This window comes from Roseovarius litoreus (genome assembly GCF_900142765.1).
Lineage (GTDB): Bacteria > Pseudomonadota > Alphaproteobacteria > Rhodobacterales > Rhodobacteraceae > Roseovarius > Roseovarius litoreus.
The window spans coordinates 46,223-63,999 of the sequence record NZ_FRCB01000012.1 but is presented as its reverse complement, the minus strand read 5'-3'; the positions used below and the strand labels follow the sequence as shown (position 1 = coordinate 63,999).

General features: G+C 55.3%; 16 protein-coding genes. 1 reads left to right on the top strand and 15 read right to left on the bottom strand.

All coding sequences use genetic code 11. The features are described 5' to 3' along the window. The first annotated feature begins 130 nt into the window (after positions 1–130). Complete coding sequence (locus tag F3H35_RS18955; RefSeq protein WP_188130023.1) at positions 131–286, top strand: hypothetical protein; 156 nt, start codon at positions 131–133, stop codon at positions 284–286. Between the two features lie 147 nt (positions 287–433). On the opposite strand, the gene F3H35_RS17385 is transcribed toward F3H35_RS18955, so the two are convergent. The 15 genes from F3H35_RS17385 to F3H35_RS17315 form a co-directional block, all read right to left on the bottom strand. After that, a complete protein-coding gene (locus F3H35_RS17385) occupies positions 434–1,672 on the bottom strand; it encodes a DegT/DnrJ/EryC1/StrS family aminotransferase (RefSeq protein ID WP_149780810.1) in 1,239 nt (412 codons plus the stop codon). A 3-nt stretch (positions 1,673–1,675) separates the two neighbouring features. Beyond that, positions 1,676–2,269 carry an acetyltransferase gene (locus F3H35_RS17380; RefSeq protein WP_149780809.1) on the bottom strand — a complete coding sequence of 198 codons (594 nt, stop codon included), beginning with the start codon at positions 2,267–2,269 and terminating at the stop codon, positions 1,676–1,678. After that, positions 2,266–2,859 (bottom strand): sugar transferase, encoded by a 594-nt coding sequence (locus tag F3H35_RS17375; RefSeq protein WP_149780808.1) that lies wholly within the window; start codon positions 2,857–2,859, stop codon positions 2,266–2,268. Before F3H35_RS17375 ends, F3H35_RS17380 begins: the two co-directional genes overlap by 4 nt. A gap of 86 nt (positions 2,860–2,945) precedes the next feature. Beyond that, positions 2,946–4,082, bottom strand: a complete 1,137-nt coding sequence (locus F3H35_RS17370) for a glycosyltransferase family 4 protein (protein ID WP_149780807.1) — start codon at positions 4,080–4,082, stop codon at positions 2,946–2,948. Position 4,083: 1 nt separating this feature from the next. Beyond that, positions 4,084–5,430 (bottom strand): O-antigen polymerase, encoded by a 1,347-nt coding sequence (locus tag F3H35_RS17365; RefSeq protein ID WP_149780806.1) that lies wholly within the window; start codon positions 5,428–5,430, stop codon positions 4,084–4,086. Beyond that, on the bottom strand, positions 5,427–6,662 hold the full coding sequence (locus F3H35_RS17360) for a glycosyltransferase family 4 protein (RefSeq protein ID WP_188130022.1): 1,236 nt from the start codon (positions 6,660–6,662) through the stop codon (positions 5,427–5,429). Before F3H35_RS17360 ends, F3H35_RS17365 begins: the two co-directional genes overlap by 4 nt. Continuing rightward, positions 6,655–7,335: a hypothetical protein gene (locus F3H35_RS17355; RefSeq protein WP_149780804.1), complete on the bottom strand. Its 681-nt coding sequence runs from the start codon at positions 7,333–7,335 to the stop codon at positions 6,655–6,657. The genes F3H35_RS17360 and F3H35_RS17355 overlap by 8 nt, the downstream gene beginning before the upstream one ends. After that, complete coding sequence (locus F3H35_RS17350; RefSeq protein WP_188130021.1) at positions 7,332–8,621, bottom strand: lipopolysaccharide biosynthesis protein; 1,290 nt, start codon at positions 8,619–8,621, stop codon at positions 7,332–7,334. The genes F3H35_RS17355 and F3H35_RS17350 overlap by 4 nt, the downstream gene beginning before the upstream one ends. Positions 8,622–8,709: 88 nt before the next feature. Continuing rightward, positions 8,710–9,813, bottom strand: coding sequence for a DegT/DnrJ/EryC1/StrS family aminotransferase (locus F3H35_RS17345; protein ID WP_149780802.1), 1,104 nt, complete (start codon positions 9,811–9,813; stop codon positions 8,710–8,712). Then, positions 9,810–10,415, bottom strand: a complete 606-nt coding sequence (locus F3H35_RS17340; protein WP_149780801.1) for an acyltransferase — start codon at positions 10,413–10,415, stop codon at positions 9,810–9,812. The genes F3H35_RS17345 and F3H35_RS17340 overlap by 4 nt, the downstream gene beginning before the upstream one ends. Before the next feature lie 11 nt (positions 10,416–10,426). Next, entirely contained in the window at positions 10,427–11,374 is a 948-nt protein-coding gene (locus tag F3H35_RS17335) for a Gfo/Idh/MocA family protein (protein WP_149780800.1), read from the bottom strand. 32 nt (positions 11,375–11,406) lie between these two features. After that, positions 11,407–12,702: a Vi polysaccharide biosynthesis UDP-N-acetylglucosamine C-6 dehydrogenase TviB gene (gene tviB / locus F3H35_RS17330; protein WP_317510707.1), complete on the bottom strand. Its 1,296-nt coding sequence runs from the start codon at positions 12,700–12,702 to the stop codon at positions 11,407–11,409. Between the two features lie 5 nt (positions 12,703–12,707). Next, positions 12,708–13,721: an NAD-dependent epimerase/dehydratase family protein gene (locus F3H35_RS17325; RefSeq protein ID WP_149780798.1), complete on the bottom strand. Its 1,014-nt coding sequence runs from the start codon at positions 13,719–13,721 to the stop codon at positions 12,708–12,710. A gap of 63 nt (positions 13,722–13,784) precedes the next feature. After that, the gene (glmS, locus tag F3H35_RS17320; RefSeq protein WP_149780797.1) at positions 13,785–15,599 is read right to left on the bottom strand and encodes a glutamine--fructose-6-phosphate transaminase (isomerizing); all 1,815 of its coding nucleotides are present in this window, start codon (positions 15,597–15,599) and stop codon (positions 13,785–13,787) included. A 179-nt stretch (positions 15,600–15,778) separates the two neighbouring features. Further along, positions 15,779–16,873, bottom strand: a complete 1,095-nt coding sequence (locus tag F3H35_RS17315) for an MraY family glycosyltransferase (RefSeq protein ID WP_149780796.1) — start codon at positions 16,871–16,873, stop codon at positions 15,779–15,781. Positions 16,874–17,777 lie beyond the last annotated feature (904 nt).

The following is a 17,777-nucleotide window of genomic DNA, read 5'->3' as shown; positions in this document are numbered from 1 at the left end:
CATCAATGTTCGAAAGACTCGAAAATTATTACACGCAAAATATGCGGATTGACCTGGCATGAGCAGAGCGGCTTGCGAAGTTGAACCCTGACGATGTTGAGTACCGAAAAGCTGCAAAAATAAGAATTATGTGGTTTCGGTTCTTCAAGGCGATGTCAAAGAAAGCGTCTATGCGCTGCGGATGGAGAAAATATTCGACACGTTGGATGAAGCGCAAAAGACATTCGTGAAGCTCACAAAAGAGAACCCTGATGCCGCGTCGTTCGACTTTGTCACGGAACTCTGAACACGGCAGAAAGATCCCTGAATGAATCGCCTGTTTTGTGACCGATAAGCTTCTGGAGCATCATTGAGACGAAAATCGTCGACAATGTTAAAATTGCTTTGAGGACCACGCGAGACAGGAACGATTTCCGATTGTCCGAGTGCAGCTTTATGTCCGACGTGCTTGCTCAAGAACCTTCCGGAGTGCTTCCGCCGTCTTGGTGATCTCACCCTCTGTCAAAGTCGGATGGACGAGAAGCATCACACTGGTGTCACCCAGCTCTCTCGCGACAGGCAAGCGCTCTTTGGGACGCCAGCCCGTTTCCGCGAAGGCTTTTTCCAAATAAACCTCCGAGCAGCTTCCCTGGAAACACGGCACACCGAGGGCTTTGATTTCTTCAACGATCCGGTCGCGATCCCATCCCGGCGCCAGATTGCCAGGGCGCACATAGACGTAATACTTATAGTAGGCGTGCACGCAGCCGTCCTGCGCCTTGCACCCCTCACACCCTGCGCAGCGCAGATTTGGAACGCGTACAGGCCCCGACTCTCCAGCGAACGGTGCCAGAGCATTTTCAATGATCCTGGCGCTGGCCGTGCGGGCCGCTGTCCAGTCTGCCATGCGCATCAATTGGATACGGCCAATCGCGGCCTGCATCTCGGTCATCCGCCAATTCGTCCCAAAACTTTCATGCAACCAGCGAAACCCTGGCGGATGCTGGCGTTCGTAGACCGCCCCCCAGCTCTTGCCATGATCCTTCAAGGCCCACATCCGCGACCAGAGGTCCCGGTCCACCGTGGTCACCATGCCGCCCTCACCCCCAGTGGTCATGATCTTGTCTTGGCAAAACGACCAAGCAGCGACATGGCCGATCGCGCCAACCGGGCGACCTTTGTAGAACGCGCCATGGGCTTGCGCACAATCCTCGATGACCTTGATGCCGCGGGCCGCTGCCAGTTCCATGATCGGGTCCATGTCGCAGGGCCAGCCAGCGAGGTGCACGGCGATAATCGCTTTCGTATTTTCTGAGAGAACGGCCGCTATGGTCTCTGCGGTGATATTACCACTCTCCGGGTCAACATCAGCAAATACAGGCACGGCGCCAGCATTGGGCACGGTCGAGGCAGACGCCACAAAGGTCCGAGGCGTGACGACCACCTCGTCGCCCGGAGAGCCACCGTTTCGCGCGCCCACGCTCAGACCAGCCAGCGCGAGGTCCAACGCCACGGTTCCGTTGGCAACGGCAATTGCATGCTCGACCCCGCACCAAGCGGCGAATTCGCATTCGAACTCCCGGCCTTCCTGACCGGTCCAATAGTTCACCCGGTTGGATAGCAAAACACGTGAGACGGCGTCAGCCTCTTCTTGTGTGAACGAGGGCCAGGGGGAAAACGGTCCATTGAGCAAAATTCAAATCCTTTGAGCCGGGACGCCGCCCACGCGGGCGCCGTCTTCCACATCGTCAACAACTGCGGCACCCGCGGCCACCATGACGTCACGGCCTATGCGGATACCTTCACGGACCGCTGCTCCGATCCCCACCCAAGAGCGCGCGCCCACGCAAACACCGCCAGCGAGATGCGCGCCGGGCGAGATGTGCACGAAATCACCAATTTGGCAGTCGTGATCGACACTGCAGCCTGTATTCAAAATCACGCCGCGGCCGATCGAAGCGTCCGCGGTCACGACGCTACCAGCCACGACCAAGCTGCCGGCCCCGATTGCTGCGTATCGCGATATGCTGGCATGGGGATGGATGAGGACAGGGCTATCATCAAGGTACAGTTTATCAAAAAAACGCGCCCGTGTTTGATTATTGCCAACCGCGCAAAATAGCGGCGACCGCTCTCGATCCGGCAAGCCCACAACAGGCCAATGCGCATTCATGGTCTTCTCTGGCCAGACGTCGTCCAGAAAGGCAATGTCGGTGAACCCGCAGGCCTCAGCGGTATCCGCCACAACTTTCCCATGCCCGCTGGCACCAATAATGAACAGCTTGCTCATTTTGAGCCGGTGAATTTCGGCATTGTAGCTTCTCCCTGCGCAGTGATCCCATCTCGTTTCAAAACCTTTCGGATGGTCAACCAGATAATCTTGAAATCGAGCCAGAGCGTCCGGTTGTCGACATACCAGACATCGAGCGCAAACTTTTGCTCCCAGGAGATCGCGTTACGCCCATTGATCTGCGCCCAGCCCGTAACCCCTGGTCTGACCTCGTGGCGGCGTGCCTGTTCTGTGCTGTAGAGCGGCAGGTACTCCATCAACAAAGGACGTGGACCGACGAGGCTCATCTCACCTTTGAGGACGTTCCAAAGCTCCGGCAACTCATCGGCCGAGCTCGAGCGCAGCCTTTGCCCCAGTTTGGTCATCCGGTCTGCATCTGGAAGTGGCTGCTCATCCGGCCCGATAGCATCGCGCATCGTGCGAAATTTCAGCATTTCAAACGGCTGGGCATCTTTACCAGGCCGGGTCTGACGAAATAACACCGGAGACCCCATCTGCCTTCGTATCAGGATGGCAAGAACTAAAAAGACTGGCGCGAACAGGATGAGGCCCACCAAGGAGCCGACGATATCAAAAAGGCGTTTCAACATGTTGTGTCGCTCAGGCGTCGTGGCCTCGATCGTGGAGGATGCCCAGCAAAGCCCCGATAACGTCGGCTTTCGGGTTTTTACCCATCTTAAGCATTCGACTCTTTGTCAGCCAACAAACCCAGGTGCTCCATCAGTTGCCTGTTCACTTTCCGGACGTCGTATTTTTCTCGTGCGATCTGCAAGCTCTCTTCTCCCATCTTCGTTGTCCGAATAGGGTCGCCGATCATCTCTCGCATGCGATTGGCCAAAGCCTCAGGATCGCAGACTGGAACCAGATATCCATTGACACCGTCCTGGACGGTTTCCCGACATCCTGGAGCGTCAGAGGTGATCACCGGCCGTCCCATCGCCATGGCCTCTAGGACTGAACGTGGGGTCCCCTCACGATATGACGGCAGCACATAAACGCGGGCCTCGGTCAGTGCCGGTCGGACATCGTCCAGAGGGCCTAGATATTCCAGACCGCCTTCTTCCCAGTGCCTCAGGTCTTCGGTATCAATCCCATCCAGGCCCTCGTCAAAAGGCCCTGCAAGCAGGCAACGTGCCTCCGGATGGGTTTTTTGAAGTGACATCGTAGCTTCAGCGTATTCGCGCACGCCCTTGTTTTTAAGAAGGCGCGCGATCATCAGAAAAATCGGAGCCTCAGTCAAAGGCACGGCGGCATAATGGTTCAGATCCACGCCGGAACCATTAACCATTGCGACCTTAGTTGCGTCCGCGAGACAACCGGCGGCCAAGAAATCATCGCGATCATCGGGATTCTGGAAAATGACCTTGGTGTTTCGGTGGGTAGCTGCACGGTAAAGCCATCGTGCAATCGCCCGAACACCACGCTGCTTCAAGCTCACGCGATCAGAGTTCGTAAAGGCATAGCCAAGCCCCGTGACCATTGCAAAGGATGGCAAGCAGGCGTTGCTGGCGGCGAAGGCGCCCCAGATGTTGGGCTTAATCGTATAGGTTAGCAAGATGTCGGGGTGGATGCGGCGCATCAAGCGATAAAGGGCGCGGCCATAGCGCAGGTCGGAGAGGATTCCGGTGCCGGTGCGCCGCAGCGGCGTGTCGTACACTTCGGCGCCCAGTGCCTCGAGTCTGGCGCGCAAATCTACGCTAATACCCGGCGCACCCACGCTTACTCTGTGCCCAGCGGCGAGGATGTCAGCGATCAGCGGCCCGCGAAAATTTACCAGAGACGGTGCATAGGAGGCGAGTAGGAGCAGATGCATGTCAATATCTAAACCGAACTCTGGGAAAACTGACATTCACAGAAAGGAATAGGGTCAACATCCCAAGACTAAAAAAGATGATAACCAAGTTTGGAATAAGACCCGGAATCCCGTAGACAATTACCTTTCCGAGGGAAAAACTGATCGTTGGAAGCGCAAGCAAGATAATGACACTTCTGAGTGACTTTGTCTCCGCATATCTGGCAAGAAACGCAATCAACATTCCTGCGACAGAATAGAGGACTGCCGAACCAAACCAACCAAAATCCAGGTAGGTGTGCGTTAGATACGTACCTGAAAGAAAGGTCGTGTTGTTGGAGCCAGGATTCATATAAATGAACAACTCGTACGAGACCGGTACGCCATAGTTGATGCCGGGTATCGCTGTAATTATGTTTCGAAGGTGAACATCACCCCAACGGAGCGGCCAGCTACCAGTCTCAACCAGTTCCACAATTTTGAAATCATACTGAGAATTACCCCTGAAAATTCGATTGATCAGGGAATCCGCTAGGGAAAATACTCCGGAAACGCCTTCCTGCTGATAGAAATAAAATCCTTTGGTTGATAAGCTGCTCAAGAGTATAAAAACCAGAAAAGAAAAAGCACCGAATTTGAGCAACTTTATCGCCTTAAAAGGTCTAACCAACGAGTAGGTGCCAGCAGAAATTAAAATTATCTCAAGGAACGGTCCCCGGTCTCCCACTCCGCCAACAACAATGAATGCGAACACAATGGATGTAGCCAGATACATCGCAGATTTACGAGTCCCTCTAGTCGCAAAAATAAAGGTGAAGTAGGATACAATGATTGCGCAGTTTGTATAGGTAATAGCGCGAAAAACGCCCTGCCCACGATACTCTCCCCCAAAGTACGCTGCCTTGGTCTGCTCAAAGCGGAAATCCCGAACATTTATGGCTGCGTCAACACTGAACTGACCAGTGATAAGAGAGGTGACTGCTGAAACAATTGGGGGTGCCCCTCCAAAATACAGCCATGCGATGATAATCGTAAAAATAATGAACAATACCATACTGGATTTGAGCCTCGGACTTTCGGTAATAGGGCTGAAATCGTGCGGTATTCTTGACTTGTAGCCGGCTCCAGAAATTGCCGCAGCCAGCAAATATCCCAGCAAGAAACCCCAGAAAATGAAGAAACCCACAGTCACTACGAGAAACTTGATATTTTCATCGGCGCCGGAGCTTGGAAACGTGTAGCCGACTAGACCATAGGTGAAAAAATGAAAGATAGAAAACCAGAGTGCATTGAATGAAACATAACCATTTTGTTTTAACAAAATCAAAAGCACAGGAAGCACGCATAAAGTAAACAGGACGATATTCATGAGACGCTTCCGTCGTCCTTCATCCAAAAGGCGTTGCCTGAGCGTTTAGCCGCCCATATGTTTAATCTACGTTCAGTCAATACATTGAGGGAGTAGTTTTCATGTATGAAATTTCTGGCTTTTCTAGCAAAGGCCTTCCTTTGCAGAGCGTCGATATTATATATTAAAAACAAAGAATTACACACCTCATCAATATCGTCCGTATCTACAGCGTGGATCAAATTATTTTTCAAAAAATCCGCTTCTGCCTCTGAATTGCTTATGACCGGAACTCCAATGCTTAGGGCTTGGCGGATCTTCTGGTTAGAATTACCAAGCATTTTTGCACGCGAACTATCGTCAGTTGCAAACAGGACATCTAGACTGTTTAGAAAATCATTAACGTCATCGTAAGGTATTTTACCTACAATATCGCACCGGCTTTCTACTCCATATTCGATGGCGACCCGCTCTAGGTCTTGAACATCGCCACCGGCGATTCTGCATCTTATTTCTGGCAGCAAGTCCGAGAGACGAGAAACTGCCTGTATGATTTGGCGACCACCGCGAGTGAAGGGTTGACCGCCGACATATCCAACAACAAATTGATTTCGGCTGATATCAATATTATTCGTGATATGGTTGGTGGTGGGATGAAAACGCTTGGTGTTTGTTCCGTTCGGGATGACGTGAATCTTACCCGGGTCAAGCTTGTTGGTTCGTGCGATTAGGCCGGCGAGTTTTTCGGTGACGGTATCGATCGTCTGCACTCGCTTCAGGGCTGATCGAACCATCCACGATTGGACGGATGCAACTGGCTTCAGCAACAGACCGTTTAGCCCACCTTTTCGTTTCAAGAAATCGGTGTCACCAAGGCTTTTTACGTGTAACGGTATATGCGGAAAAAAGAGCGCCAGAAGGTTCACCGCCCAAGGCAGAGCTGGCAGGCGAACCACTATGTGATGATTTTTGTTTTGACTCCGCCGAAGCACTGAGATTGCCGCGCTAAGCACAGAAAGCTGGCCAAAAACGCTCTGGTGGAGGCGGGACGATCTTAAAGGCGAAACAGTAAGAACATCCTGAAACCCTAATACTTCAACGTGTCTTGCCGGTTCTGGTATAACCGCTGTGAAGGGGATACCGGAGGCCGCTAGGCCGTTCAGGAATTCCCTCTCATTCACGCTTGGCCCTTTGGCAGCGGAAATATCGTCGAAATACAGATAAAGAACATGTATAGGAAATTGTTTACACACGGCCGTCATCTCTCAGAAGGCGGTTACCAGCGATTTCGTGCATACCATGTGTTGACCGGTTTAGAATTTGATCTTGAGGCTCCCGGGTGGCTGCATTTTCTGCCAAGGACAGGATACTATGAACCACCTTTGAAAGGTCCTGGGTCATATCAGTGTGTTCAACACGAATGAAATCCCTGAATATCAATCGATTGGCCACAGCCGCGCCGTGGGCAAAAGAGTATCCCAGCACAGCTCTTGTCCGGTTGAGAGCCCTGCGCCGTTTAATTCCGGCCTCAAGATCTTTGTTGGTTCCCTTGGATATGGAATTCAGAACCCCAGAGAGGGGGCGTTTCAGATGGACCATTATGACTCTATAGCCGTTCATGCGGTAGAGTAGCGGTCGGTGAAAATCGAAGTAGGCGGTTTTTGAGCTATCGACAACGATTGGAAAATTCGCGTGGATCACCGCCTCCATAGTGTCATTGATAGTCCCTGTCCTTGCATTCCGCCATACAAAGCACTCCGAAACAGGTTTGCCACATGCGCATGGATGGTCGTTGCGGATGAAATTCGGCAAACGCCCCAGTTCGCCGGCAGAAAGAACCGTTTCATCTTGCGCCAGAGCTCGCGACAAAGCAGAACTTCCGCTCCGACCGTAGCCTGCTATGTAAATCACGACAGGCTTTTTCACAGTGAAACCCCTGCAAACAGTGCGCGAACAGCGAGGCCGGCAAGAACCGCCGCTATTGCAGGAAGCACAAATGAGCTAGCACAACCTTTCACCGCTCCCCATCCCGCGCCTGATGCGCGAAGATAGACCCAGAAGGCCACCAAATAAAAGACAGCACCGGAAATGACGTAGCCTTCTGCGATCAGGGTCGGGTCGAATCGGTAAGCTCCCAGCGTGATCACCACGCGAAATATCAGTCCTGTCGCCATAAGTCCAAGCATTGCCCGCTGCATCATCTTCACATGCATCACCATCGATACAGGCGAGGATAGCAGCTTGAAAATGAACCAGGGTGTCATCAAGGCTACAAGTTCGCCAGCCCGCCGCCACTCCTCGCCAAAGACGAAGGCAAAGACGGGTGAGGCGACAACTGCTAGAAAGACCAGTGGTGCTACGCCTACGCGAACCAGCCCTTTCAACACGTCTGCGGTGAATTCGGGCAGCCGACCGGCGCGCATCTCTTCGGGCGCGCGTGACAGATAGACCTGCCCAACCGCTCCGCCAATCAGCGTGACAGGTGTGCCGATGGCTCGCGTCGCCAAAAAGATGAAGCCCGCCTCGGGGCCGAGGGCTAGAGCCGCAATCAGCAGAACCGGAAACTGGATCGCTGCATTGTTGGCGAGTGCTTCCCACGTCGAATAAAATGGAAACCGGCGATAGGTGACTAGCGCCTCGCGCATCCCCAGCTTGGTAATCCCGGCCAGCGCGCCACGATCATGACACCAAACCTGTCGGGCTAAGTTGACTACGCCCGCTCCCGCCATCAGTGCGTGCCCCAGCATCAGTCCTAATGGCCCGGCGCTCGCAAAGCCAAGACCCAACTGCGCAGTCAGCCCGCTACCAGCCTGCACCATCCGAGTGCGGGCGAGGGTGGAGAAGCGTTTTTTGCGCGTGCTCCAGAACTGCAACGCGGCATAACTACCCGCCAGCCAGGTACCGAATGGCAAAAGCCAACTAAGCGTTGGCAATACGGGTTGGTCGATAGCGACAAAGAATGCGCGCCCAAACCCCAAGACCAGAAGGCCCGTCATCACCGCAACGGCTATCGCGGACACGAGCGCCAGCGCTAGCAGGTTTGCCGCCTCAACTTCGTCCTCGGGCAGTGGGATGGCGATCTCCAGTCGTAAACAGGCCAAAACCTGTACCATCGTTAGAATCGCCACATAGACGGCCAGCACGCTGAATTCCTCCGGGGAGTAAAGCCGTGTCAGTACAGGCAGCGCCAGAACCGTTAGTAACTGTGCCACAGCTGTTCCGCCGGCTAGAACCGATGCCGATCGGACTAAGCCATTCTCGCGCAGGGCGCTTAGGCGAGATCTCAAGGACATGGCCGCGTCACCGATGGACAGTATTAGCCAAAGCGCTAATGATCCGTTCGAAGTGCTCCGCTCCCATATATGGATGCATCGGCAGGCTCATCACCTCGTTCGCGGCACACTCGCCATGCCGTAAGTCAACCGAATTGTCGCCCACAGCAGGTTGCCGGTTCAGCGGAAGCGGATAGTGAACGGCGCTCGGCACTGCAGCCTTATGCAGCGCTGCTCGAACGGCATCGCGATCCCGAATGCGAATGGTGTATTGCGCCCATGCGCTGTTGCGCTCCTTGCTGATAGTCGGCGTGGTAATGGCCAGCGGACCCAGCGCGGCATCATACGCATCTGCGACGCTCTGCCTAGCTGCAATCTCATCGTCAAGGATCGTAAGCTTGCACAACAGGATCGCCGCCTGAAGCGAGTCGAGACGCGAGTTCACACCCACTCTTATATGGTGATACCGCCGATCTTGGCCATGTCGTGCAATCTGGCGCAGGATAGTGGCCAAGTCCTCATCGGAGGTGAAGATGGCCCCGCCGTCGCCGTAACACCCGAGTGGCTTCGACGGGAAGAAACTGGTGCAGCCAATCGTGGTCAAATTACAGGACTTGCGCCCTTTGTAGCTGGCCCCAAAGCTTTGCGCACCATCTTCTATGACTGGAATGTTATGGCGACTCGCGATCTCGTTGATCTCGTCAAAATCGGCCGGCTGACCGTAAAGCGACACCGGAATGATCGCCTTCGTTCTGGACGTAATTGCGCCCTCGAGCTGTGATGGATCCAGATTGTAGGTAACCGGATCAATGTCGACATAGACTACTTTCGCCCCCAAAAGTACTGGCGCCTCCGCTGTCGCGATATAGGAAAATCCAGGGCTAATAACCTCATCGCCTGGCCCGACGCCAAGCGCCATAAGAGCGATCTGCAGGGCATCGGTACCATTTGCGCAGGTGATGCAATACTGAGCACCCGTATAGTCGGCCAGGCGCTCTTCCAATTCACCAACCTCGGGTCCAAGAATATACTTTCCATGCGCAAGCACACGCGCAATTGCGGCGTCAATCTCCGGCCGCAAGCGATCCTGTTGCGCCTCAAGGTCGATAAATGGGATCGGCTTTACGGTCATTGTTCGCCGTCTTCTGCGCTGACCGGGGTGTACTTAATACATCCGTCTTCCAACACATAGCGATCATTGGTGTGAGGACAGGTCGTCTCGCCCGCCCCATCCAGCGGTAAATCGAGACGTTCACCAAAAGCGCTCATCCAGCCAATCTGCCGCGCCGGGTTACCGACCATCAAAGCAAAATCCGGCACGCTACGGGTCACCACTGTGCCCGCTCCAATGAACGCGAACGCTCCGATGGTGACGCCGCAAACGATCGTGCAGTTAGCGCCAAGTGTCGCGCCGCGTTGCACCAGGGTATCGCGATACTCGTCGTTGCGTTCAACAAAAGCCCGCGGATTATAAACATTTGTAAAGACCATGGACGGCCCGCAGAAAACACCCTCTTCGAGCGTGACATTGTCATAAACAGAAACGTTGTTTTGTATTTTGCATCGATCACCGATAACCACACGATTTCCGACGAAGACATTCTGCCCCAGCGTCACGCCCGCTCCGATCCAGGCGCCGCCACATACATGTGCAAAATGCCAAACGCGGGAATTAGCGCCAATGTCCGCTCCATCATCCACAATAGCGCTCGAATGCTTAAAATATTCAGCCATAAATTCTGCTCCTAGTCTGTCTGACGCACAAAGGGATGAAGGTCGCCGACGAGGGTTGTTGAGGCATTGCGGATATCTGCAACAGTCTGGATCGCAACACGGTTTTCTTCGAGGCCAAATCCCCGACCTGCCAGAATTTCTTCGTAACTGCGGGTGTGAAGATCGGCAAACCCGCCGGAAAACTCAATTTCCTCGCCATCAACGGTAATCGACCGGTAGGTCCTTTGCCCTGCTTCGCGCAGCTCTCGCGGCACATCGCCCACATCGAGAGACAGGTACCAGCGCACGCGTGCGTGTTCGTACTCTAAATAGCCTGCGGCCTTCGTTGGTTCCGACAGATGCACATGGTTTTCTTGAACCGCGCCGAACAAAAAATGCAGCATGTCATAGAAATGAACACCGATATTTGTTGCAATTCCACCGGACTTTTCAACATTCCCTTTCCAGCTTTGAAGGTACCAATGCCCACGTGATGTGATGTAAGTGAGATCTACATCAAATTTTTGATCCCTTGGCCCCGCGGCAATCTTGTCACGGAGTGAGATGATGGAAGGATGGACCCGTAACTGGAGAATCGTGTTGACTTTGGACCCCGTATCGTTCTCGATTTCCTTCAATCCATCGATGTTTCGGGGATTGAGAACAAGCGGTTTCTCGCAAACCGCCTCGGCACCAGACCGAAGCGCAAACCGCATATGGCTGTCGTGCAGATAATTCGGTGAGCAGATCGACACATAGTTGATTTCTTGTCCATGGCCGTATCTGCGTTGCTTGTCGATGTGTCGATCGAAACGTTCAAACTCAGTAAAAAAATCCGCATCCGGAAAGAAACTATCAAGGATGCCGACCGAGTCATTTGGGTCAAGTGCGGCCACCAGCTTATTACCAGTGTCCCTGATGGCTTTCATGTGGCGCGGCGCTACAAATCCGGCGGCACCGATCAACGCAAAATTTTTCATGTCCAGTACTGCTCTTCTTCCATTTTTTTGACTTAAAGCCGGATGTTCACGTCTGAGGTCGGCAGAACATGCTTCAAGTCGTACAAGATATTCTCGCTGCGGCAGAAAGACCGCATAAAGTCAGATCCAAGCGCACGGAATTCATTATGGGCCACCGCAAGAATCACTCCGTCGTAAGCGCCTTTTTCGGGTACATCGACTAAATCGATCCCATATTCCCGTGCCGCCTCGCTTGTATCCACCCATGGATCATGGACATCGACGGCCATCCCATAGTCCCGCAGTTCATCAATGACATCGACCACGCGCGTATTCCGCAAATCCGGGCAGTTTTCCTTGAACGCCAACCCCATCACGAGCACACGCGCACCTGCGACCTCAAGGCCTCTTTTTAGCATGGCCTTGACCATCTGGCCCGCCACATAAGCCCCCATGCCATCATTCAATCGACGCCCCGCCAAGATAATCTCCGGGTGATAGCCAATCGCTTCAGCCTTATGGGTCAGATAGTACGGATCGACCCCAATGCAGTGCCCGCCCACCAGACCCGGCCGGAACGGCAAAAAGTTCCACTTTGTCCCCGCCGCCTCGAGCACGGCCTGGGTGTCGATTCCCATCCGATTGAATATGATCGCCAGTTCGTTGATCAGCGCGATATTGATGTCGCGCTGCGTATTCTCGATGACCTTGGCCGCTTCGGCCACGCGGATACTCTCGGCCTTAAAGGTCCCGGCACTGATGATCGTCGCGTAGAGACGATCGATCAGGTCGGCGGCCTCTACCGTGGACCCGGATGTGACCTTCCGGATGTCAGGCAGCCGGTGCTGCTTGTCGCCCGGGTTGATACGCTCGGGACTGTAGCCCACGTAAAAATCCCGGTTGAACGTGAGCCCCGACACCTGCTCAAGCACAGGCACACAATCCTCTTCTGTTGCGCCCGGATACACGGTCGACTCGTAAATTACGATGTCCCCAGCTTTCAGGGCGCGGCCAACTGTCTCAGAGGCTTTGAGCAGCGGTCCCAGATCCGGACGCTTATGCGCATCGATCGGCGTTGGCACAGTCACGATAAACACGTTAGCATCTTTCAAGGCTCCGACATCGCATGTCAGATCAAGATGCGCGGCCTCCGCGAGTTCCGCACTGCTCACCTCGCGCGTTCCATCATGTCCCGCGTTGAGATCCACAATTCGCTTTTCATTGATATCGAACCCGATCACCGACCGGTTTTTTGCGAACTCCACCGCCAGAGGCAGGCCCACATAGCCCAAGCCAATGACAGCAATTCGGATATCGTCAAGGTTTGGCAAATTAACCATACTAATCATCTCTGTTATTTCCCATAATAGTCGCGGAACCAAGCCACAAACTGGTCAATGCCATCGCGGACATCGGTTTGCGGCTGGTAGCCCGTCAAGTTCTTCAAAAGGCTTGCGTCCGCCCAAGTGGCCGGCACGTCCCCCGTTTGCATATCCATGTAATTGCGCTTGGCCTCGATCCCGAGCGCCTCTTCAATGGCTTCGATAAAGTCCAGCAACCGTACCTTCTCAGAATTCCCGATATTGACGATGCGGTAAGGAGCTACAGGCGAGAGGCTGTCCCCCGCCTCGATATCGTCGGCACTTTCAGGCCGGACCGGGACTGCATCGATGAGCAGGCAGATGCCGCGCACGAGATCCTCCACATAGGTGAAGTCACGGTACATGTCCCCGTGATTGTAGATATCAATCGGGCGTCCATCGAGCATCGCATCCACGAACTTGAAGAGCGCCAGATCTGGGCGGCCCCAGGGACCGTAAACCGTAAAGAAGCGGAACATCGTCGTCGGCAGGTTCCACAAATGCGCATAGGAATGTGCCATCGCCTCATTGGCTTTTTTCGTGGCGGCGTAGAAGGTCAGCTGGGTGTCCGCCTTCTCTGTCTCGGAAAACGGCATATCCTCATTGGCGCCGTAAACAGATGAGGTCGAGGCCATAAGCAAATGCTCGACGCCAAGTTCGCGGGCGGCTTCCATGATGTTGAACGTGCCGATGATATTGCTGTCGAGATAGGCGCGCGGATTTTCTAGGCTGTAGCGCACGCCGGCTTGGGCTGCGAGATGGACGATCACGTCAGGGGCAAACTTCCGGGCCACCTCGCCAATACGGTCGGCTTCCTCCAGCCAACATTCAGTGGCCGTAAATCCAGGGCTCTGCAGCAGCATCTGGTGGCGGCGGCGCTTGAGGGTGACGTCATAGTAATCCGTGATCGCATCGATGCCATGCACGACGAACCCTTCGTCCAACAGCAGCTTTGCGAGGTGGAAACCGATGAAGCCGGCCGTGCCTGTAATCAAAATACGTTTCATATGCTCTCTTTTGGTAACTTATGATTGGTGCTCGACATGAGGACTGGGCGCCTGCGCGCTGCCCTACTCCACCGTCACCGATTTCGCGAGGTTGCGCGGCTGGTCGACATCCGTGCCTTTTTCCACGGCGACAAAATAGGCCAACAGCTGCGCGACCACGGCATAGGCAAACCCTGTGGCATGGGGCCCCGCCTCCGGCGTGCGCAACGCAGCCCCTTCTTCCGGCCCGATCCGCACCACCTCCGCACCTCGCGCCGCCACTTCCGCGGTATTCGACGCAGTTTTCTCATGTAGGGCCCCGAGATTGTCGAAGACCACCACCGGTGTGCCCTCATCAATGAGCGCGATGGGGCCATGCTTGAGCTCCCCCGCGGCATAGGCCTCGGCATGGATGTAGGAAATTTCCTTCATCTTGAGCGCGGCCTCGCGCGCGATCGGATAATGCACATCCCGGCCCAGAAAGTAGAGATCTGAGGCCTCAGCCAATCGGCGTGCTGCGGTCTCGACCGCAGGCACCAGCCTCAGAGTGTCGGCGACGATGCGCGGCACAGAGGTCAGCTCGGTGATGGCCTCTGCAAGGCGCGCGTCGCACAGCGCGCCCCGGTCCCGGCCAGCTTTAAGGGCCACCGCCATCAGCGCCATGAGCTGGCCGGTGAAGGCTTTGGTGGAAGCGACCCCGATTTCAGGGCCGGCCTGAAGCTCGAGGATGGCATCGGCCTCGCGCGCGATTGAGCTTGTGGGCACGTTCACCACCGCAAGCCGCGCGGCCACGCGTCCAGAGAGTGCGGTCAGCGCGGAAAGCGTGTCTGCCGTCTCGCCCGACTGGCTGACGGCAATCACGATCTCGCGTCCGGTGAGTGGGCGATCGCGGTAGCGATATTCACTGGCGAGATCGATCTCCACCGGGCAGCGCGCGAGCTCCTCAATCCAATAGCTGGCCAGATGACAGGCATAATGCGCGGTCCCGCAGCCGAGCAAAATAATCCGATCGGCGGCGGCAAAATCGATCTCCTCAAGGAGGGGCTTCAGCGCATTTGCGCCCGGGTCCACCAGCGTGCCAAGCAGACGCCCAAGGCTCTCGGGCTGCTCTTCGATTTCCTTGCGCATGTAATGCGGCCAGGGACCTTTATCGACGACGCTGTCTTCGGCGGCAATGGTCAGCACCGCGCGGGTCACAGGCGCGCCTTGTCGGTCGAAAATCTCGACCCTGTCAGGCCTAATCGCGGCCCAGTCGCCATCTTCGAGATAGCTCACCTGATCGGTAAAGGGCGCCAACGCCAACGCATCCGAGCCCACAAAAATTTCCGCGGCACCGCCTTCGACCCCCGGCCCATAGCCAATCGCAAGCGGCGAGCCTTGCCGGGCGACGAACATCAAATCCGGGTAGCCTTCAAAGACAACGGCGAGCGCATACGAGCCCACGAGGGTGTCCAACAACTGCTGAAACGCCTCATCGAGGTTTTCAGCGCGGCCGAGCAGCTGGTCGAGCCAGGCCGCCGCCACTTCCGAATCGGTCTCGGACGACAGACGCACACCCAGGGCCTCCAATTCAACCCGCAAAGCCCAGTGATTTTCGATTATGCCGTTATGCACAAGGGTCACACAGCCCACCTTGTGGGGATGCGCATTGCTCTGCGTCGCGCCCCCATGGGTGGCCCAGCGCGTATGTCCGATCCCGACGCGACCCGTGGGCGCATCGGTTTTGAGATCGGATTTGAGATTGTCGAGCTTGCCCACGGCCCGGCGGACAGCAATGCCCGCGCCATTCGCCACCGCGATGCCCGCGCTGTCATAGCCGCGGTATTCCAGCCGCTGCAGCCCGTCTACAAGCCGTTCTGCCACATCGTCGCGGCCGATGATGCCGACGATCCCACACATGTGTTATCCTACCTGTCTTTTCGATATTGTCGTGTTATCGTCTGGTGGCGCGCATCACTCGCGCGGCGGCTGAGCCCATTTATGTCAAAGGCCCAAGCACCGAAATGCCAGGATGCCCGTCATTTTGCAGACTCAAACCCCCGATAACGCAAACCCTCAAGCGTCTCAAAATCAGCACTCTACTGCCGCCGCCGAGGCATTCGCCGCAGCACCGGGAACGTCAGTACGTAGCAGCCGAAAAAACCAACCGCGTAGAGCAGCACCACAATTCCAGCCGCGCTATTATCATTCCAGAGCCATGCGCCTGTGAGCGGTGGGGAGATGACGAAGGGGGCGAGGATCACGGTGGTCAGAGGATTGGCCAACTGACGCCGACCGCGCCCAAGGGCATAAATCTCTAGCGCACGCATGACCAGTTGGTGGACATGCAACCTGTCAGGCAAAAACGCGATGGACCGATGGCGGACGCGTCGGTAGATCGCGAGGCTGGTATCTGCGACGGGCCAGAAGACCGTCAGCAAGATGGCCCAGGGCGACACCACGGGGAAGTGCCAGAGGATCGAAACACCGAACCAGCTGAGAACAAAGCCCAGTGTGTAGGCCCCCGCATCCCCGAGGAAGATCTTGCCGAGCGGGAAATTCACGAGGACAAAGCCAAAAACAGCAAAGGCCAACATCAGAGCGAACCTGACCATCGCTGTATAGCCCGCCTGGGCCGCAATCAAAGCAAGAGCGACGGCACAGGCCATTGCGGCCACGGCGGCCAAACCGTTGACCCCGTCTATCAGATTGAAGCCGTTGGCCACTCCTACGGTGACAAAAACGGTCAGCGCCACGCCGACAGGCCAATAGGCCATATAGGGATCGAACCAAGCCACGCCCGACCGGACCAGCCAGACTTCCAGTAACAAGATAACCATGAGGCTGGACAAGATGGCCGCCAGTAAACGCAGCTTTGGTTGAATTCCAAAGCCGAGGTCTTCAAGCAAGCCAACGAGGAACAACACCGATGTCGCGGTCAGGAAGAGAGCATAACGGTTGGCGTAGGGTTCCGGCACAAACAGGATACTGAAGACCAATGCGCCAAACACGGCCAATCCAGCGACACGGGGCGCTGCTCTGGAATGCGCAGCCTGAACCGCCATGAGGTCAGCGGACCGCCCGGCCAAGCGCGGAAACCATTGTGCGGCCATCACAAGCCCCAAGCAAAGCACCAAAGACATGCCAGCGACGCTGGCGCTGTGACCGAAAACAACTAGGGAAACATCTAACATTTTTTACACTTCAGCTGGTGTTATGGGCATTGCGATTGGAAATTCACGCGCTAACGCTCGGGGCAGTGTCACGGCGTCTGGCTATGGATAGAGCTGACTGAACAACGGGGCATGAGGCGATGCTGCGGCTCTCGATTCAGGGTCGCCTCTGTGTCAGTAACTGGATGGACAGATCCGGATTTGAGCTGAAAACCACGGCTACCGCACCGGCGCTCACTCCGTTTTCAGGATGCGCGGCTGCACGTGTAGCGAGTAGGGATCGAATGAAACAAACGGTCCCACGATCCACTTCGTATCATTTTGAGATCAAAAGAAAAGACGCATGGATCAAATTTAAGAAAAATTTGGCCTTTCGGCGAAGAATGCCGCAGACAGAGGCTTTTGGCCGAATCAAGCCTTTGGAAAGGCGGCACGCCCTTATCGCAGCAAGCCCTTTATTGACGTCAAAAACCTTTTTTTAATTGGCTTTTTAGCATTTCAGGTCCAGAAGCCGACTCTGCTGCTCACCGCGCAACGCATGGCGGGAACGAGTGCGCCAATGTCCAAATTCAGCCCGTATCCTGCGCGAAACAACCATGGATAGGTTTTCATGAAGTCTCTTACTGACAATTACTTTCAGTTACCCTATGATCATATATGATACAGAATTTATGAGAGGTGGAAGATATGCCGAAGTTCAAATTGTTCGCGACCTCCGTCGTCATTGCGGCCTTCTCGTCGTCCGCTTTTGCGGGTGACGCGACGCAAATGTCTCTGTCGACGCAAGGCGTTGTCGCCCCCGGTGCAGCAACCACTGGCGGCGGTACGGCAGGTGGCGCAGCTGCTGGCGGTAGCACAGCAGCCGGCGGCGGAGCAGCTGCGGGCGGAGCAGCTGCGGGCGGCGCGGCGGCAGTAGCTGGAGGTG